At 59.0% G+C, this 17,130-nt stretch carries 17 protein-coding genes; 7 read left to right on the top strand and 10 right to left on the bottom strand.

Annotated features, from left to right (window positions below; genetic code table 11):
• Positions 1 to 106 precede the first annotated feature (106 nt).
• Positions 107 to 718 carry a LysE family translocator gene (locus ABOK31_RS10415; RefSeq protein WP_349955971.1) on the bottom strand — a complete coding sequence of 204 codons (612 nt, stop codon included), beginning with the start codon at positions 716 to 718 and terminating at the stop codon, positions 107 to 109.
• A gap of 361 nt (positions 719 to 1,079) precedes the next feature.
• Between ABOK31_RS10415 and ABOK31_RS10410 the strand changes: the two genes are divergently transcribed.
• A complete protein-coding gene (locus ABOK31_RS10410) occupies positions 1,080 to 2,942 on the top strand; it encodes an ABC transporter ATP-binding protein (RefSeq protein ID WP_349955970.1) in 1,863 nt (620 codons plus the stop codon).
• A gap of 21 nt (positions 2,943 to 2,963) precedes the next feature.
• On the opposite strand, the gene ABOK31_RS10405 is transcribed toward ABOK31_RS10410, so the two are convergent.
• Complete coding sequence (locus tag ABOK31_RS10405) at positions 2,964 to 3,911, bottom strand: endonuclease/exonuclease/phosphatase family protein (protein ID WP_349955969.1); 948 nt, start codon at positions 3,909 to 3,911, stop codon at positions 2,964 to 2,966.
• Positions 3,912 to 4,380: 469 nt separating this feature from the next.
• Here ABOK31_RS10405 and petA point away from each other — a divergent pair, with 469 nt between their 5' ends.
• The 4 genes from petA (at position 4,381) to ABOK31_RS10385 (ending at position 7,796) form a co-directional block, all read left to right on the top strand.
• Positions 4,381 to 4,959 carry a ubiquinol-cytochrome c reductase iron-sulfur subunit gene (gene petA, locus ABOK31_RS10400; protein WP_075851094.1) on the top strand — a complete coding sequence of 193 codons (579 nt, stop codon included), beginning with the start codon at positions 4,381 to 4,383 and terminating at the stop codon, positions 4,957 to 4,959.
• Positions 4,960 to 4,973: 14 nt separating this feature from the next.
• On the top strand, positions 4,974 to 6,248 hold the full coding sequence (locus ABOK31_RS10395; RefSeq protein ID WP_174180275.1) for a cytochrome b N-terminal domain-containing protein: 1,275 nt from the start codon (positions 4,974 to 4,976) through the stop codon (positions 6,246 to 6,248).
• A 22-nt stretch (positions 6,249 to 6,270) separates the two neighbouring features.
• Positions 6,271 to 7,137 carry a cytochrome c1 gene (locus tag ABOK31_RS10390; protein WP_174180273.1) on the top strand — a complete coding sequence of 289 codons (867 nt, stop codon included), beginning with the start codon at positions 6,271 to 6,273 and terminating at the stop codon, positions 7,135 to 7,137.
• A gap of 116 nt (positions 7,138 to 7,253) precedes the next feature.
• Entirely contained in the window at positions 7,254 to 7,796 is a 543-nt protein-coding gene (locus ABOK31_RS10385) for an adenine phosphoribosyltransferase (protein ID WP_349955968.1), read from the top strand.
• A 47-nt stretch (positions 7,797 to 7,843) separates the two neighbouring features.
• Here ABOK31_RS10385 and ABOK31_RS10380 read toward each other — a convergent pair whose 3' ends face one another.
• Positions 7,844 to 8,311, bottom strand: a complete 468-nt coding sequence (locus ABOK31_RS10380; protein WP_174180269.1) for a MaoC family dehydratase — start codon at positions 8,309 to 8,311, stop codon at positions 7,844 to 7,846.
• A complete protein-coding gene (locus tag ABOK31_RS10375) occupies positions 8,308 to 8,772 on the bottom strand; it encodes a MaoC family dehydratase (RefSeq protein ID WP_174180267.1) in 465 nt (154 codons plus the stop codon). The genes ABOK31_RS10380 and ABOK31_RS10375 overlap by 4 nt, the downstream gene beginning before the upstream one ends.
• Before the next feature lie 184 nt (positions 8,773 to 8,956).
• Here ABOK31_RS10375 and ABOK31_RS10370 point away from each other — a divergent pair, with 184 nt between their 5' ends.
• On the top strand, positions 8,957 to 10,078 hold the full coding sequence (locus tag ABOK31_RS10370; protein ID WP_174180265.1) for a hypothetical protein: 1,122 nt from the start codon (positions 8,957 to 8,959) through the stop codon (positions 10,076 to 10,078).
• A 121-nt stretch (positions 10,079 to 10,199) separates the two neighbouring features.
• Here ABOK31_RS10370 and ychF read toward each other — a convergent pair whose 3' ends face one another.
• Entirely contained in the window at positions 10,200 to 11,303 is a 1,104-nt protein-coding gene (ychF, locus tag ABOK31_RS10365; protein ID WP_349955967.1) for a redox-regulated ATPase YchF, read from the bottom strand.
• A 228-nt stretch (positions 11,304 to 11,531) separates the two neighbouring features.
• On the opposite strand from ychF, the gene clpS reads away from it, so the two are divergent.
• Positions 11,532 to 11,843 carry an ATP-dependent Clp protease adapter ClpS gene (gene clpS / locus ABOK31_RS10360; RefSeq protein WP_112334317.1) on the top strand — a complete coding sequence of 104 codons (312 nt, stop codon included), beginning with the start codon at positions 11,532 to 11,534 and terminating at the stop codon, positions 11,841 to 11,843.
• 15 nt (positions 11,844 to 11,858) lie between these two features.
• On the opposite strand, the gene ABOK31_RS10355 is transcribed toward clpS, so the two are convergent.
• The 5 genes from ABOK31_RS10355 to ABOK31_RS10335 all read right to left on the bottom strand — a co-directional run bounded on the left by ABOK31_RS10355 (position 11,859) and on the right by ABOK31_RS10335 (position 17,099).
• Entirely contained in the window at positions 11,859 to 12,332 is a 474-nt protein-coding gene (locus ABOK31_RS10355) for a GNAT family N-acetyltransferase (RefSeq protein ID WP_174180261.1), read from the bottom strand.
• A gap of 1 nt (position 12,333) precedes the next feature.
• A complete protein-coding gene (gene pth / locus ABOK31_RS10350) occupies positions 12,334 to 13,050 on the bottom strand; it encodes an aminoacyl-tRNA hydrolase (protein WP_174180259.1) in 717 nt (238 codons plus the stop codon).
• Positions 13,051 to 13,123: 73 nt separating this feature from the next.
• On the bottom strand, positions 13,124 to 13,855 hold the full coding sequence (locus ABOK31_RS10345) for a transporter substrate-binding domain-containing protein (protein ID WP_174180255.1): 732 nt from the start codon (positions 13,853 to 13,855) through the stop codon (positions 13,124 to 13,126).
• Between the two features lie 14 nt (positions 13,856 to 13,869).
• A complete protein-coding gene (locus ABOK31_RS10340) occupies positions 13,870 to 16,236 on the bottom strand; it encodes an EAL domain-containing protein (RefSeq protein ID WP_349955966.1) in 2,367 nt (788 codons plus the stop codon).
• A gap of 245 nt (positions 16,237 to 16,481) precedes the next feature.
• A complete protein-coding gene (locus ABOK31_RS10335; protein ID WP_349955965.1) occupies positions 16,482 to 17,099 on the bottom strand; it encodes a 50S ribosomal protein L25/general stress protein Ctc in 618 nt (205 codons plus the stop codon).
• Between the last annotated feature and the right edge of the window lie 31 nt (positions 17,100 to 17,130).

The raw sequence follows: 17,130 nt of genomic DNA, 5'->3' as shown, positions 1-17,130 counted from the left end.
GAATGGGTAATTGGGGCGCTACGGCGCCCCAGTTGCTATTTTCCTGAGCGACTATTTTCTAGAAATCTAAAACGTAACAAAGAAGTCTGGAAGACGACGCTGCGAGCTAACGGCTCGCAAGAGCAAGCTGCATTGCGAGCAATCCGAAAGCGGTCGCGAAGCTTCGGCGCATCCATGATTGAACGGTTGGATTTGAAACGATATGGCGGCGCAGATAGGCCGCGAACACGCCATAGCCTGCGAAAATAACGAAGGTGAGTGCCATGAATACCAGGCTCAGCTTCAGCATCAACGCAATCGGACCTGGCTGATCCGGCCTCACGAATTGAGGCAGGAAGGCGAAGAAGAAGATCGATAATTTGGGGTTGAGCAGGTTGATCAGGATTGCCGAGGCAATCACCTGCCCGGTACTCTTGTCGGCTGGCGCACCGTCGATGCGCAAAATACCCCGTTCCAGAAACATAGACCAGGCCATGTAAAGCAGATAGGCCACTCCGAGCCATTTGAGCGCCTGAAACGCCACGGCGCTGGTATGCAGGAGTGCGGCAAGGCCACTTATCGCGGCAAGCAAATGCGGGATGATGCCAAGCGTGCAGCCGAATGCGGCAATTATGCTCGCTCTCGCACCGCCCGATAATCCGGCAGCCAGCGTATAGATTGCTCCGGTGCCGGGGGACGCGACGATGATGAGGGTCGCTATCAGGAACTCCATGCTCATGCGCTAGCCCTCATGGAAGGATGGCACATCGGCGGCAAGGCTTGAGTCGATGTGTTTCTTTCAAGCGGCGATCCACGCAAGACGTCCGGGCGGTTCGTCGGAGGTCTGATGCGCGTTGATGATGGATGTTGCGGATACGTCGCGTCGGTCTTAGCGGAAATAGCAGGCATGAATTTCACTCGGTGATGACTTTGAGCAATATCGCCTCGTCATCTTCTCCGGTCTTGAATGAAATTGCAGGTCAATCGCTAGCTCGCGCTCACCACTCAAATCATAAGGCACCGTATTCTAACGAAAATGTAACCTTCTCAATGACGCACCTTTACTTTCCGGATCTCCGGAAATTCCCTATATCGCTTCCATGCTCATCCGTTCCGTGTTCCGTCTGTTCGAGACGTGGATTGACCCCTATTACCGCAGCGGCGATCTTCGGCCGCCGCGGTCGCTCAGTGCCTTCATCTGGTACTATGTCGGCCAGGCCAAGGGACCCTTCCTGGCGATGGCAGCGCTCGGCGGCGCGGTTGCGATGCTTGAAGCCGCGCTCTTCTGGTTCGTCGGGCATCTCGTCGACATCCTCGACAAGGTGAAGCCGGGCGAGGGGTGGAGCGGACTGCTTGCCGGCCATGGTGGGACGTTGCTCGGCATGGTCTTCGTCGTGCTCGTCGTGCGCTTTGTCGTCGTCAGCCTCGGCGCATTGGTCGAAGAGCAGGTCGTCGTCCCTGGTTTTCTCAACCTCGTGCGCTGGCAGGCCTACCGGCATGTCGCAAGACAATCGGTCGAGTTCTTCCAGAACGATTTTTCCGGCCGCGTCGTCACCAAGGTCTGGTCGGCGGGGCAGGCGACGGGCGATCTGGTCGTGTCGCTGCTGCAGGTCGTCTGGTTCATCATCATTTATGCCGTCTCGACCATTGCGCTGGTCGGCGGGCTCGACTGGCGGCTGGCGCTGGTGATTGCGGTCTGGATCGGCGTCTTCTCCCTGCTCGCCCGCCACTTCGTGCCGCGCATCCGGCAGCATGCCCGCAATGCGGCGGAAGCATCGTCGATGTTGAACGGCCGTATGGTCGACGCCTATGCCAATATCCAGACGTTGAAGCTGTTCGGGCGGGAGGAGCAGAACGACCATTACATCCGCAACGGCTTCGACCGCTTCCAGGCGGCCGTCATGCCGTTTACGCGGCTGTTGACAGGCGTGCGTTCGTCGCTGGCGCTGCTATCGGGTGTGATGATCACCACCATCGGCGCGCTTGCCGTCCATCTCTGGCTGATGGGCGAGATTTCTACCGGCGGCGTCGCCTTCACGCTCAGTATGGTGCTGCGGCTGAATATGCTTTTCGGTCGCATGATGTCGCAGTTCAACGCCATCATGCGCAATCTAGGCACGATCCAGAATTCGGCCGAGATGATCTCCGAGCCCATCGGTCTGGTCGATCTGTCTGATGCCAAGGATCTGGTCGTTACCGGTCCTGAAATTCGTTTCGACGATGTGACGTTTCACTATGGGCGCGGCGGCGGCATCATCGACAATTTCTCCCTCAACGTACGTGCGGGGGAGAAGGTCGGCATTGTCGGCCGCTCGGGAGCGGGCAAGACGACGCTCGTCAACCTGTTGCTGCGCTTCTACGATCTGGAGGGAGGCCGCATCCTGATCGACGGCCAGAATATCGCCGCCGTTCGACAGGAATCGCTGCGTGGCGCGATCGGCATGGTGACGCAGGATACCGCGCTCCTCAATCGCTCCATCCGCGACAACATTCTCTTCGGTCGGCCCGATGCCGGCGACGAGCAGATGGTGGAGGCGGCCCGCCGGGCGGAGGCGGATCGTTTCATTACCGCTCTTGAGGATCAGAAAGGGCGTACCGCCTATGCCGCCCATGTCGGCGAGCGCGGCGTCAAGCTTTCAGGCGGCCAGCGCCAGCGCATTGCGATTGCGCGCGTCATGCTGAAGGACGCGCCCATTCTCGTGCTCGATGAGGCGACATCGGCCCTGGATTCAGAGGCAGAGGCCGTGCTGCAGTCCAATCTGGACGGGCTGATGAAGGGCAAGACCGTTCTTGCGATCGCGCACCGGTTGTCGACGATTGCCAAGCTCGACCGGCTGATCGTCATCGACAAGGGCGAGATCATCGAGGAGGGCACGCATGATGAGCTGATTGCGCGCGGCGGCCTCTATTCCGAACTCTGGGCACGCCAATCCGGTGGCTTCATCGCCGCGGATGCCGACTGATCTACGTCGAGACACCTGGGATCATTGATGCCGAGGCACACTAAACTCGGTCATCAAGCCGAAATGGTTCGAGCCCATCGCGTCGCGGATCTGCTTTACCGATATCAGCCGAAGCGGCGCGCGGGCAAAGACGTGATCGATGGTGATCCCATAGGCTCCTGCTGCAATCGGCCAGGTGGCGGGCTCGGGGAAAGCATGGCGAAGGCCGGTTGCCGCCAGAAAATCGCGCATGTCGGGGGTGATGACCGAGGCGTTGAAATCTCCCGCGAGGATCAATGGCCCTTTCACGTCGTTGAGGGCAGGGGCTAGGAGACCAAGCTCGATCTGGTGGAACGCATCGAAATAGGGCTTGCTCAGATGAACGGAGGCGAAATTGACGGGCTGGCCGTCCATGTCGATGGTCGCCAGGATAAAGCGATTGTCCCAAAGGCTGCCGAGGCTGCGCATCATCTGGGTCTGGAACGGCCTTTTCGACAGCAGCAGGGAATCGCAATCGGTGGTCATCACGCCGCAGCCGATGCGGTTGGGATAGACTTTCAAGATGCGGTCCATCTCGGAAAAGACCGGTCCCGCCTCGAAGATTTCGACGACGTCGGCTTTCGAGGCTATGATGAGATCGGCGATGCGGGGACCGTTTTCGAAATTGCTGTCCTCGATGTTGAAGGAGAGCAATCTGAAATGGCCGCCGCTTGCCTCTGCCGAAGCGACGAGCGAAGACGTGGTGTATTCCTGCAGCATGAGGACCGAGTGCACCAGCAGGATGATTCCAGCCGCGCTTAGGAACAGCGCATACCAATGGCGCTTGAAGGCGAATGCGATCAAGGCAAGCAGGATCGCGAACAGGCTGATATGGGTCTGCAGACTTTCGAAAAAGGCCAGCAGCCAGGAATCGGCCACGTAACGCGCCGCAAGAATGCCGACCGCCAGTGTGGCGAGAACGCATAGAACGCAATAGATCGTGTGTCTCATGAGAAGTTCTCGTGCTTCATTTTCCGCTGCTTTGTATGCGCAAGACAACGAATGCAATCCTCCATAAATCGCGAGGGAAATCCATTTGGATTTAAGAGGTAAAGCGTAAGTCCTGTGAGGGGGCGAACGTGCCGATACTATGTCGCCTTCTGCAATGCAGCATTGAAATCACTGTCTATTTTGCCCTGCAATATGAGAAAGTACTATAGAAATCCCCAGGTTTTTCATGGGCTTAACTTTTCGCGTTGATGCAGGAAGAGTTTAGGCCCCAGCCTTGCGACGCAATAGCGCAGTTTTGCCGCGACATTGTGCCCTTACCCCTTGCCAAGACTGGACATAATTTGCGATCAAGCTTAGAACGCAGCGGGTTACGGAGGAATCTATGGCGGAATTATGGTCGCGTTGATTCGCCGTTAGTGAGAGGGGTACCACGGTTTTGCCGTGGTTTGCGGGAAGAGGATGTGCAGCCTTGAGCGAGCATAGTACGACAGTTGAGTCCACCGGCGAGCCGACTCGTCGCGATTTCCTTTATTTGACGACAGGTATGGCCGGCGCGGTGGGTGCCGTTGCCGTTGCATGGCCTTTTATCGACCAGATGCGGCCGGATGCATCGACGCTCGCTCTTGCATCCATCGAAGTCGATGTGTCGAGCCTTGAGCCTGGCATGTCGCTGACGGTGAAATGGCGCGGCAAACCTGTCTTCATCCGTAACCGCACGCAGAAAGAAATCGACGATGCCAAGGGCACGCAGCTTTCGGACCTGAAAGATCCGGTCGCTCGCAACGCCAATCTGCCGGCTGATGCCCAGGCAACCGATCTTGCCCGTTCGGCTGGCGACGGTAAGGAAAACTGGCTTGTCATGATCGGCGTCTGCACCCATCTCGGCTGCATTCCGCTCGGTCAGGCAGGGGAATATGGCGGGTGGTTCTGTCCCTGCCATGGCTCGGTCTACGATACCGCGGGCCGCATACGCCATGGGCCTGCACCGATGAATCTTGCGATTCCGCAATATGCGTTCACGTCGGAAAAGAAGATCAAGGTCGGTTGAGGGGGAGCTGAAACATGAGTGGTCATTCGTCTTACGAGCCATCGACAGGGCTCGAAAAATGGGTCGACGCGCGGCTTCCGCTGCCGCGCATGGTCTATGATAGTTTCATCGCCTACCCGGTCCCGCGCAATCTGAACTATGCCTACACGTTCGGTGCCATGCTGGCCGTGATGCTGGTCCTGCAGATCCTGACCGGTGTCGTGCTTGCCATGCACTACGCGGCCAACACGGCGATCGCCTTCAATTCGGTCGAAAAGATCGTCCGCGACGTCAACCATGGCTGGCTGTTGCGCTATATGCATGCCAACGGCGCCTCCTTCTTCTTCGTTGCGGTCTATCTGCACATCGCCCGCGGTCTCTACTACGGCTCCTACAAGGCGCCGCGCGAAATCCTCTGGATTCTTGGCGTGATCATCTACCTCCTGATGATGGCGACCGCGTTCATGGGCTACGTTCTGCCCTGGGGCCAGATGTCTTTCTGGGGTGCGACCGTCATCACCGGCTTCTTCTCGGCCTTTCCATGGGTCGGCGATTGGATCCAGACCTTCCTGCTCGGCGGCTTTGCCGTCGACGACCCGACGCTCAACCGCTTCTTCTCGCTGCACTATCTGCTGCCCTTCATGATCGCCGGCGTCGTCATCCTGCACATTTGGGCGCTGCATGTGACCGGCCAGACGAACCCGACCGGCGTCGAAGTCAAGCTTAAGACCGATACCGTGCCCTTCACGCCCTATGCGACGCTGAAGGATGCGCTTGGCGTCTCCATCTTCTTGCTGGTTTTCGCCTACTTCGTCTTCTACCTGCCGAACTTCCTCGGCCATGCCGACAACTACATTCCGGCCAACCCGCTGAAGACACCGGCTCACATCGTTCCGGAATGGTACTTCCTGCCGTTCTACGCGATGCTGCGCTCGATCACCTTCAACATCGGCCCGATCGACTCCAAGCTTGGCGGCGTTCTGACGATGTTCGGTGCGATCATCGTGCTGTTCTTCCTGCCCTGGCTCGATACGTCGAAGATCCGCTCGGCGGTCTATCGTCCCTGGTACAAGCTGTTCTTCTGGCTGTTCATCGCCGACGCCGTCCTGCTCGGCTGGCTGGGCTCGCAGCCTGCGGAAGGCATCTACACCACGGCTGCGCAGTTCGCGACGCTGTTCTACTTCCTCTTCTTCCTCGTCATCATGCCGGTGCTTGGCATTGTCGAGACACCGAGGCGCATTCCAAATTCAATTACGGAAGCGGTTCTTGAGAAACAGGGCGGTAAAGTTGCCGCTCCGGTTCAAGCATAACCGGCGATAGAGGAAGAAAACGATGAAAAAACTTGTTGTCGGCCTTCTATCCCTGGCGCTTATCGGCGGTTCGGCCACCGTTGCCGCCATTGCAGCGGAAACGAAGCCTGCCGCCGAAGCCGAGACGCCGCATTATCCGCTGAAGGAGCCGCGCGAGCAGCATTGGACCTTCTCAGGCCCGTTCGGCTATTATGACAAGGCGCAGCTCCAGCGTGGTCTCAAGGTCTATACGGAAGTCTGTTCCGCCTGCCACTCGATGAAGCTGGTGGCTTACCGTACGCTGGGAGACCTCGGCTATACGGAAGCTCAGGTGAAGGCCTTTGCTGCCAACTACGAAGTGCAGGATGGCCCGAACCCTCAGGGTGAGATGTTCACCCGTAAGGCGCTTCCGTCTGACCATTTCAATTCGCCGTTCCCGAACGACGAGGCTGCCGCTGCGTCCAACAACGGAGCCGTGCCGCCCGACATGTCGCTGCTTGCGAAAGCACGCGAAATCGAGCGCGGTTTCCCGCAGTTCATCTTCGATATCTTCACGCAGTATCAGGAAGGCGGCCCGGATTATATCTACTCGCTGCTGACTGGCTATGAAGAGCCGCCGGCCGGCTTCACCGTACCGCAGAACTCGCACTACAATCCGTATTTCGATGCGGCCGCGACCTTTGCGATGCCGAAGCCGCTTTCGGACGGGCAGGTGACCTATGACGACGGTTCGCCGCAGACGGTGGACCAATATGCGCGCGACGTGGCTGCCTTCCTGATGTGGACATCCGAGCCGCATCTGGAAGATCGCAAGCACCTCGGCTTCATGGTTATGGTATTCCTGCTGATCTTCTCCACGCTGATCTATCTCACGAAGCGCTCCGTCTATGCCAAGGCCGGCGCTCACTGAGTATTGCGATGTTTCAATGAAAAGGCGGCCCGTCGAGGCCGCCTTTTTTGTTGGTATAGCGCCCGGGTCTTGATAGGGTGCGGCCGGCCCTATCATAGCCTGAGAGTACATATTTCATGAACACTATCGCTTCGGAGCTCGCCGCCAGCATCCGTTCCATTCCGGACTATCCCAAGCCCGGTATCATCTTCCGCGACATCACGACGATGCTTGGCGATGCCAGGGCATTCCGTCGCGCCGTGGATGCGCTGGTGCATCCCTATGCCGGCTCCAAGATCGACAAGGTCGCCGGGATGGAAGCGCGTGGCTTCATTATCGGCGGCGCGGTCGCGCATCAGCTGTCGTCCGGCTTCGTGCCGATCCGCAAGAAGGGCAAGCTTCCGCACGATATCGTCCGCATCGCCTACAGCCTGGAATATGGTGTCGACGAGATGGAGATGCATCGCGATGCGGTCAATCCGGGCGAAAAGGTCATTCTGGTAGACGACCTGATCGCGACCGGCGGCACGGCCGTCGGCGCCACGAAGCTTCTGCGCCAGATCGGCGCCGAGGTCGTTGCTGCCTGTTTCGTCATTGACCTGCCAGACCTTGGCGGCCGCAAGAAGCTCGAAGAGCTTGATGTGCCGGTTCATACGCTGGTGGAATTCGCCGGTCACTGATCGGTCTGGAAGATTGGCGGGGCCGCTACGAGCGGCCCCGCAGATTTCTATTCAAAGGCCAGCACAGTGCTTTCGAAGCGCAAAGCCAGAAGGCCATCCTGGTTCACCCCGTCGCAGGCGAGCGTGTAGAGCGTCCAGCCGGGGCGAGAGGCCAGCGGGCGGCTGCCGAGGATCGCCACGCCATAGGTGATCGTATCGCCGGCAAAGACCGGCCGCAGCCATTGCAGCTTTGTGAAGCCGGGCGAAGGGCCCAGACTGGGCGGCGTCTTGCCTTCGGCGGTCAGCCGGGCCGTTTCGGATTTCCAGAAATCGACGAAGTTGCGCATCCACATGGAGCAGCTATGCCAGCCGGAGGCGCACAGGCCGCCGAACAAGGAGTGCTTGGCTGCTTCCGCATCCATATGGAAAATCTGCGGATCGAAGCGCGAGGCGAAATGGACGATGCCTTCCGGCGTGAACGTATGGCTGCCGATCTCGAAGCGTTCCCCGATGGCATAGAGGTCGCTCATCTTCATGCCGAAACCTCCGCGCCGGCGCGCATGCGGATCATGGTCGCGTTTTCCCCAAGGCAGACGAGTTCGCCGCGCTGGTTCTCGACCTCATGATGGAATTTGACGATGCCGATGCCGGGGCGGGAGCGCATGGGGCGAGCCTCGACCACGATGGATCGGCCCGACAGGGTATCCCCAGCCAGAACAGGCTTCTTCCATTCCATGAAGTCGATGCCCGGCGCGCCCTGCGCATCGGCGGCGAGGATGTAGGAATCGCACATCATGCGCATGAACACTGCCGACGTATGCCAGCCGGAAGCGGCAAGGCCGCCGAGAATGCTGGCGCGGCCGGCTTCCTCGTCCAGATGCATCGGTTGCGGATCGAATTCGCTGGCGAATTCAATGATCTCCGCCGCCGTCATATGCTTGGGGCCGAGCGCAAATTCTCGTCCCAGCTGGAAGTCTTCGTAGACGAGTTTCGTCATATCTTCTGTCGTCCTCCACGTCCAATCCATCGGCCATCGCATGGCCCGCGGTGGTGGCGCAAGCACTTTTATGTCCAATATAAGGGAAGGTCGGCGGTGATTGTCCGTTGGTTGCCGACAGCCCTTGATTGTGCGACGGCGATATGTTGAGGCTTGGTGGTGACGAAATGAAGCGAGAGCAAGAATGAGCGAACTCAAGGTCGCACTGGAAGATGCCGCAGGCGAGGGGATTATTTCCTCGGGCCAGGCCGAGCAATTGCTGCCCTATCTCACCGCGAGGAATATCGGCACGCTGTCTGTTCAGGCTCTTTCATCACAGCGCCGGCAGGATGATCCCAACCCGCTGGAGGATACGGAAGCGCCGCGCTTTGTGCGAGGCTTTCACGATGTGCTCATCACCATCGGCGTCATCGTGCTGCTCATCGGGCTATGGGGATTGGCGAACCGCTATGCGCCCCTGCTGGCGATCGTCGTGCTCGCCGAGATCCTGGTGCGCCGCCAACGGCTGGCGCTTCCCGCCGTGGTCTTGACCGTCGCGCTTGGCGTCTGGGTTTTCTATACGGTGGTGAGCTATGTCAGCTCCACACCGGCGCTGAGCAATAATTTCACGATCGGCGCAATCGTCCTGGTGGCGCCATTCCCGCTGTCGCTCGCCTTGTTTTACTGGCGCTACCGCGTGCCGCTGTCGCTGGCTCTATTCCTGTTTTCGCTGTTCGGTTTGTTTCTTGCCGCGGTCTTCTATGTCGCCGGTACGGTGACGGGGTCGTCGAACGTGCCGGCTGATTACCCCATCCAGACGATGATGATCTTGCTGGTGACGGCTCTCGGCAGCTTTGCATTGGCGATGCGCTACGACCTCAGCGATCCGCAGAGAGTGACGCGCCGCTCCGACGTCGCCTTCTGGCTGCATCTCGCAACGGCGCCGGCCTTGCTTTACTCGACGATCCTGCTGGCGTTGCGTCTCGAGCTTGCCAGCAGCGGTACCGTCTTCACCAATCTCACCGATGCGCTCTTCGGGGGCTATCTGCAAGCGGTGACCGTCCTCGTGGCGGTTCTGGTGATGATGCTGATCGGTCTGGTCATCGATCGCCGCGCCTTCGTGACCGCCGGCCTCGTATCGCTGGGCCTCGCGACCGCGGCCATTCTCAGGCACAACAATGCCGGCCTCGACAAGGTGGGCTTCCTGGTGCTGATGATTGTCGGTCTGGTCGTGCTTGTGATCGGCATCGGCTGGACCGATCTGCGTCGCATCGTCGTGCGGCGCCTGCCTGCCGGCCTGCAGGCGAGATTGCCGGCGCTCCGATAGAGCGTTTCCGCTTTTCCTCGAAAAGCGAAAACGCTCTATCCCTTTGTTTTAACGCAATTCCGGACGGAAAACCGCCATACGCTTTTCTGGAATTGCTTAGGCGCCGGCATTCGAAAAGCGATCAGGTGTTGAAGCGGAAGTGAATGACGTCGCCGTCCTGGACGACATATTCCTTGCCTTCGTCGCGGGCCTTGCCGGCTTCCTTGGCGCCGGTTTCGCCGTTGTAGGCGATGTAATCGTCATAGGTGATGGTGTTGGCGCGGATGAAGCCGCGCTCGAAATCCGAATGGATGACGCCGGCGGCCTGCGGTGCCTTGGTGCCTTGCTCGATCGTCCAGGCGCGCGTTTCCTTCGGTCCCACGGTGAAGTAGGTGATGAGGTGAAGCAGCTTGTAGCCGGCGCGGATCAGGCGGTCGAGGCCGGCTTCGTCGAGGCCGAGCGCGGAGAGGAATTCCGTCGCCTCTTCGTCCGGCAGCTGCGCCACTTCCGCCTCGATGGCGGCGGAGATGATGACGACTTCCGAGTTCTGCTCCTTGGCCATGGCGGCAACAGCCGCCGTGTGCTCGTTGCCCGTCGCCGCATCGCCCTCGGCGACGTTGCAGACATAGAGCACGGGGTGCGAGGTCAGAAGGTTCAGGCTCTTCAGGATACGAGTTTCCTCGGCATCCAGCTTCGACAGCAGCGTGCGGACCGGCTTGCCTTCCTGCAGCAATGCGAGCGACGCATCCATGATCGGCAGCATCGCCATGGATTCCTTGTCCTTGCCGGTGGCGCGCTTGCGCGTCTGCTCGGTGCGGCGCTCGAGGCTCTCGAGGTCGGCGAGCATCAGCTCGGTCTCGATCGTCTCGGCATCGGCGACCGGATTGATACGGCCTTCAACGTGGGTGATGTCGCTGTCTTCGAAGCAGCGCAGAACATGCACGATGGCATCGACTTCGCGGATATTGGCGAGGAACTGGTTGCCGAGGCCTTCGCCCTTCGATGCGCCGCGCACGAGGCCGGCGATATCGACGAAGGAGATACGCGTCGGGATCAGTTCCTTCGACTTGGCGACGTCGGCAAGCTTGCGCATGCGCGGATCGGGAACGGCGACTTCACCCGTGTTCGGCTCGATCGTGCAGAACGGATAGTTGGCCGCCTGTGCTGCCGCCGTCTTGGTCAGCGCGTTGAACAGAGTGGACTTGCCGACATTCGGCAGCCCGACGATACCGCATTTGAAACCCATGGCACCTTGTCCATATCTTGAAAATCTTTGCAGTGCGTATGGGGGAAGGGCCGTTGCGGGTCAAGTCTCGGGCGGCCAAAGAGCCACTTTTCTGCCGAGAGAAGGGCTGCGAGCGGGCAACGGCCATATTGTCTCCCTGACACGACCATCCTTGAAGGATGTGGTGCGCTGCACTATAATCTTCTCATTAGCCCAAAACTCTTTCCCCTGTCGTCAACGGTGATGCCGATGAGTGACAATGATGTTGTCCTGAAACCAAAGCCTAAAACCAAGCCGAAGGTCGAAAGGCCGAAGCTCTACAAGATCATTCTCGTGAATGATGATTACACGCCGCGGGAATTCGTCATCATGGTGCTGAAGGCTGTCTTCCGCATGAGCGAGGAGACCGGCTATCGCGTCATGATGACGGCACACAAGCTCGGAACCTGCGTCGTCATGGTCTGCGCGCGCGACGTTGCCGAGACGAAGGCGCAGGAGGCGGTCGATCTTGCCAAGAGCGCCGGTTTCCCGCTGATGTTCACGACCGAGCCCGAGGAATAGGCACGGGCGTACTTGCTAGGCATGGCGGCGAATCTGGAAGCCGGTCTTGTCCTGGGTAAATCCGCAATTGGCGTAAAAGCGCAGCGTCGCCGGGTCCTTCGATCCGGTCAGCAGCATCGCCTTGTAACAGTTCTTCTCCCAGGCGCTGGCTACGGCTGTACGGATGACCTTGCCGGCGAGGCCGCGCTGACGGTAATCGGCGCGTGTCACCACATTCTCGATCAGCGCATAGGGCATGCCGCCGCGCGTGAGATTGGGGATGACGATCAGTGTCACGGAGGAGACGGCTTTTTCGCCATCGAAGGCCGCAAAGATCGTCATGCCGGGATGGGCAAGGATATCAGCAAAGCGGTGCTCGGCCAGCTGCAGTTCCAGCATGGGATCTTCGGCGTTCAGGTGCTGGTAGAGCGCAAGGAGTGTCGGCAGGTCGGCGCTCGCGACCGGGCGTATGACGATATCTGCGGCGGTGTCGACAGGTGCGTTCGGCATCTCAATTGTCCTTCTTGCCGAACATCCTCTTCAGCATTTCCGCCATGGGGCCGGTTTCCGGGATCTTCGGCTGGCTGTGGGTGCGCGCCTGATGAATATGGGATTTGGCCGGCGCCTTCTTCTCCGGCTTCGGAGCGTCATCCTCCGCCTTGCCGCCCAGGGCAAGCGCGATCTTGTTCATCAGCTGTGAATCCTCGCCGCGCACCAGCATGTCGGCATTGTCGGCGAGCGCATCGAACAACGGTTCCAGCCAGCTTTGATCCACCTTGGCGAAATCGCCGAGAACGTGATTGTGCACGAGCTCCTTGGCGCCGGGATGGCTGATGCCGAGACGCAGTCGGCGGTATTCCTTGCCGCAATGGGCGTCGATCGACTTGATGCCGTTATGGCCGCCATGACCGCCGCCAGTCTTCAGCCGCGCCTTGCCGGCCGGTAGGTCGAGCTCGTCATAAATGACAACCAGATCGGACGGCTGGAGCTTGTAGAAGCGCATGGCTTCGCCGACGGATTCGCCCGAGAGGTTCATGAAGGTCTGCGGCTTGATGAGCAGCACCTTCTGTCCGCCAAGCTCGCCTTCCGCAATCTCCGCCTTGAACTTTTTCGACCACGGCGAAAAGCTGTTGCGGCGGTAGATCGCGTCCACAGCCATGAAGCCGATATTGTGACGGTTGCCCTGATATTTGGCGCCGGGATTGCCGAGGCCCGCGATGAGAAGCATGCGCTTCACCCCTTGGAAAATGCCGATGCCCTTCACGACAAGGATTTGACGGCAAAGTCAAGGCGAGTTGTGGTCAGTCGTCAAGGTGCAGGCCGTACTTCAGAAAAATCTGCTTCTGCGTTCCATTGGCGATCAAATCATTCAGCGCCTTCTGCATCCTGTTCAGAAGCTCGGGCGGGAAATCCTTCTGGCAGGCGATCCCCATGGGCTGCTGGGAGAGCACGGCCACCTTCTCCACCGCATCGCCTTCCTGCTTCAGCTTGTCGAAATAGAACTCCGAGATCGGCATCAGGTCGATACGGTCGCTCATCAGTTTCTTGAGCGTGGCCTTGAAATCGCTGCCCACATCGATGCGCGGGAAATTGTTCCGGCGCAGGATCGCTTCCGTATAATCCTCGCGCCAGGTGCCGACGAGATATTTCCTGGCTTCGGCGATGTTGCCGGCAGTAACGCTGGAGCCGCTATGCTTGATCAAAACGTTACGGTCGATCAGCAGCGGCTGCACCCATTTGAAGAGCTTGTCGCGTTCTTCGTTGTGGGCTGCGACGAATACGCAGGTCATGGGTTCCATCAGCGCCTGGTTATAGGCTCGCGCCCAGGGCATGATGTCGATCGTGTAGTCGACGCCGATATCGGTCATCACCTTCCGCACCTGTTCGGTGGTCGCTCCGACGACGGTCTTGCCCTCGCGATAGTTGAACGGCGGATAGTCCTCGGTGGTGAAATGAACGGTCTCAGCGTGAACCTGACTGATAGGGGATAGCGAAAACAGGCTGGTTGCAATCATGATCAGCGGCTTTCGCATGCGGTTCCTCATCGCTATGACGCTTGCGCTACGGGGGAGGGATGGTCTTGATGCAGCGCGGCCAGCGTTCTCACCAGATTGTCCGGGTGCAGCGGCCGATAGAACAGATAGCCCTGGCCATAGTCGATACCCATGGTGCGCAGGGTTGCGCATTCTTCCTCGGTCTCCACGCCTTCCGCAATCACTGTGCAGTTCATCTTGTGCGATAGTGTGGTGATGCTTTCGACCAGCATGCGGCTCTTGGCGCTGACATCGGAGGCAGTATCGTTGATGGCGCGGATGAAGGATTGGTCGATCTTGATGATGTCGACCGGGAAGCGATTGATATAGCTCAGTGACGAATAACCCGTACCGAAATCGTCGAGCGCGATGCGGCAGCCGTAGCGGCAGATCTCGTTGATCACCATGCGCGTCTCCGGATTGTCATCCATGAGCACGGCCTCGGTGATTTCGACGACGATGCGCCGCGCGGCAATTTCGTAGCGCGACAGCAGGGCAGCAATGCGCAGCGGCAATTCCTGCTCGAACTGCAGCGGCGAGAAGTTGATGGCGAGATAGGTATCCTGCATGCCCTCGATCCGCGAGAGACGTGCAAAATCGGCGACAGCCTTCTCCATGATGCGGTTGCCGATGCGAATGATCGAACCGGTCTCTTCGGCGACCTCGATGATGCGGCCAGGAGGCAGGATGCCTTTTTGCGGATGGTGCAGGCGCATCAGTGCCTCGAAGCCGGCGATCGAGCGGTCGTCTATATTCACGACGGGCTGCAGATAGGCTTCGAACCAGTCTTCGTTGAGGCCGGTTTCGATATGGTTTTCCAGTTCGGCGCGGCGGCGGGAATCGTCCAGCATGCCGTTGTCGAAGATTTGTGCGCCATTCTTGCCATCGCGCTTCTTGGCATACATGGCGATATCGGATTTCAGCAGCAGTTCGGCCGCATTGGCGGCCTGGCGCGGATAGATCGCAATGCCGATGCTGGCGCTGAGGCGCGCATCGCCGATGAAGGGTGCCTCGAAGACCTCGGCGATGAGGGCTGCCATGTCGATCGCTCTTGCTTCCGCATTCTCGGCCAGCAGCAGCATGGCAAATTCGTCGCCGCCGAGGCGTGCGGCGATATCACCTGGCTTCAGGCATTTCTGCAGGCGCGATACCAATTCGCGCAGTGCCGCATCGCCGGCGGCATGGCCCATATTGTCGTTGATCCATTTGAAGCGATCGAGATCGATGAAGAGGCAGGCGAGCTCGCGTCTGCGCAGATCGGCTTCATTGATCTTCGCGTCCAGCGCACTCTCGAAGCCCTGGCGATTGAGAAGGCCGGTCAGATGGTCTGTAATCGCCTGTCGCAGGTTACGATCTTCTGACTGCTTGAGTTCGGTGACGTCGGTCATGACGGAGAGCGACAGACCGTCCTGGATCGCGGTTGTTTCGAGGATCAGGACATCCATGACCCGCCCCTCCTGGCAGAGGAATTTCACCGTTACGGCAAGGCGGGCGGCACTGTCGGGGTTGCCGCGTTTGCGCTCGATATATTGCGCGCGCGAATCTGGCAGGATCAGGCTTGCAAACTCGCGGCCGATGACGTCGGCGCGATCGTAGCCCGTGGTGGCAAGCCAATAATCGCTGACGGCAGCGATGCAATCATCCTTGTCGAGCGAGAAAAGCATGGCGGGCGTCAGATTATAGGTGTCGGTCGCCCGGCGATGGGCCAGCTTAAGTTCATTTTCCTCGCGCTGGAGTTTGCTCTGCATATCGTTGAAGCTGCTGGCAAGCCGGCCCATTTCGTCGTTTGACTGCCAGTCGACGTGGTGACGCGAGCCGAGCCGCCGCGTGGCCTCGATGGCATGCGTCAACCGCATCAGCGGTTGGATGACGAAGATGCGGTTGCCGATCAATGCCGCGCCGAAGACCGTCAGCACGGCGAAGATGAAGATGGAGATGAAGACGATCTCCTCGCTCTTCAGGCCGTCGAAGAGGCCGAGCTGAGGATAATAGACTGTGATTGTCCCAAGTCGCTTCGCACCATCGACGCCGTTGTAGATGATTGGCCGGTCAACGGATTCCAGATTGCCCTTGTAAGATTTCGGGATGGTCGATTGCGTAACATCGAGCTGGCCGGAAAGATCGCGGACGTTGACACGGACGATCGCACCTTCGGCGACAGTCGTCGCGCTGATCTGGGTTACGCTGTCTTCGTCCAGGTCCCATAGCGGCTTTGCGAGGGCCTGGGCATTGGCGACGAGGAGAACGGTTATGTGATCCTTGATTTCCTTTTCGGCGCGTTCGGACGACAGAAAAAGGAAAAGCACGAAGAGCGGCGCTACGAAAACCAGCAGCGCACCGCAAACGATCGCGAAAAACCTGTTTTCGACCGAATGGCTCATAGTTCCGTTAGCTCCCCAGTCATAGACCGGCGGATTTTGGGGGCGCCGCTTTCTACAACTCTTTCGCGCAGGTTTTCATGAATCCGTTAAATGTTGCTGAAACTCTGGGGTTAATGGAAATCAACGATAGTATAGATTCCAAGACATTCTTATTTTTACTTTCTCTAATATTTATTTCCGGGCATGAAAAAACCCGCCGTCCCGAAGGGGAGGCGGGTCTCAATGCTTCAGCTCGAAGATGCCAATCAGGCGTTGGCTTCTTCGCCGCCTTCTGCTTCTTCTTCAGCAAGGCCGGCTGCCGGGGCAACGATCGTTGCGATCGTGAAGTCGCGGTCGGCGATGACCGGGGTCACGTTCTTCGGCAGCTTGACGGCCGAGATGTGGATGCTGTCGCCGCTCTTCAGGCCGCTGAGGTCAACGGTGAAGAATTCCGGGATCGCATCTGCCGGGCAATGGACTTCGACTTCGTGGCGAACGATGTTCAGCACGCCGCCAGCCTTGAGGCCCGGGGACTTCTCATGGTTCTCGAAGTGAACCGGGATTTCAACGGTAACTTCGGTGTTGCCGGAAACGCGCAGGAAGTCGACGTGTACCGTGAAGTCACGGACCGGATCGAGCTGGTAGTCCTTCGGCAGAACCTTGATCTTCTTGCCGCCGACGTCGATCGTTGCGATCGTCGTGAGGAAACCGCCGGCGTGAATGCGCTTCGTCACCTCATTGGTGTTGAGAGCGATGGAAATGGGGGCCTGCTTGTCACCATAGATGACAGCGGGGATCAGACCATTGCGGCGAAGTTCACGGGCGGACCCCTTACCAACCCGTTCGCGCGCCTCGGCCTTGAGCTCGTAGCTTTCGTGGCTCATAGCTATTCCTTTCGAGGTTATTTGGAGAGTT

The sequence above is a fragment of the Rhizobium sp. ZPR4 genome (assembly GCF_040215725.1).
In the GTDB taxonomy this organism is placed as follows: domain Bacteria; phylum Pseudomonadota; class Alphaproteobacteria; order Rhizobiales; family Rhizobiaceae; genus Rhizobium; species Rhizobium rhizogenes_D.
Note: the sequence above shows the minus strand (reverse complement) of the source record. Positions and strands in the feature narration are given on the sequence as shown.

Excerpts from the sequence above, each read along its gene's own strand:
- ABOK31_RS10345 (WP_174180255.1), bottom strand. The coding sequence starts at position 13,855 with ATGCGAAAGCCGCTGATCATGATTGCAACCAGCCTGTTTTCGCTATCC.
- ABOK31_RS10385 (WP_349955968.1), top strand. The coding sequence starts at position 7,254 with ATGAACACTATCGCTTCGGAGCTCGCCGCCAGCATCCGTTCCATTCCG.
- clpS (WP_112334317.1), top strand. The coding sequence starts at position 11,532 with ATGAGTGACAATGATGTTGTCCTGAAACCAAAGCCTAAAACCAAGCCG.
- ABOK31_RS10375 (WP_174180267.1), bottom strand. The coding sequence starts at position 8,772 with ATGACGAAACTCGTCTACGAAGACTTCCAGCTGGGACGAGAATTTGCG.
- ABOK31_RS10415 (WP_349955971.1), bottom strand. The coding sequence starts at position 718 with ATGAGCATGGAGTTCCTGATAGCGACCCTCATCATCGTCGCGTCCCCC.
- ABOK31_RS10395 (WP_174180275.1), top strand. The coding sequence starts at position 4,974 with ATGAGTGGTCATTCGTCTTACGAGCCATCGACAGGGCTCGAAAAATGG.
- ABOK31_RS10355 (WP_174180261.1), bottom strand. The coding sequence starts at position 12,332 with ATGCCGAACGCACCTGTCGACACCGCCGCAGATATCGTCATACGCCCG.
- pth (WP_174180259.1), bottom strand. The coding sequence starts at position 13,050 with ATGCTTCTCATCGCGGGCCTCGGCAATCCCGGCGCCAAATATCAGGGC.
- ABOK31_RS10405 (WP_349955969.1), bottom strand. The coding sequence starts at position 3,911 with ATGAGACACACGATCTATTGCGTTCTATGCGTTCTCGCCACACTGGCG.
- ABOK31_RS10370 (WP_174180265.1), top strand. The coding sequence starts at position 8,957 with ATGAGCGAACTCAAGGTCGCACTGGAAGATGCCGCAGGCGAGGGGATT.
- ABOK31_RS10390 (WP_174180273.1), top strand. The coding sequence starts at position 6,271 with ATGAAAAAACTTGTTGTCGGCCTTCTATCCCTGGCGCTTATCGGCGGT.
- ABOK31_RS10410 (WP_349955970.1), top strand. The coding sequence starts at position 1,080 with ATGCTCATCCGTTCCGTGTTCCGTCTGTTCGAGACGTGGATTGACCCC.
- ABOK31_RS10335 (WP_349955965.1), bottom strand. The coding sequence starts at position 17,099 with ATGAGCCACGAAAGCTACGAGCTCAAGGCCGAGGCGCGCGAACGGGTT.
- ABOK31_RS10340 (WP_349955966.1), bottom strand. The coding sequence starts at position 16,236 with ATGAGCCATTCGGTCGAAAACAGGTTTTTCGCGATCGTTTGCGGTGCG.
- ychF (WP_349955967.1), bottom strand. The coding sequence starts at position 11,303 with ATGGGTTTCAAATGCGGTATCGTCGGGCTGCCGAATGTCGGCAAGTCC.
- ABOK31_RS10380 (WP_174180269.1), bottom strand. The coding sequence starts at position 8,311 with ATGAAGATGAGCGACCTCTATGCCATCGGGGAACGCTTCGAGATCGGC.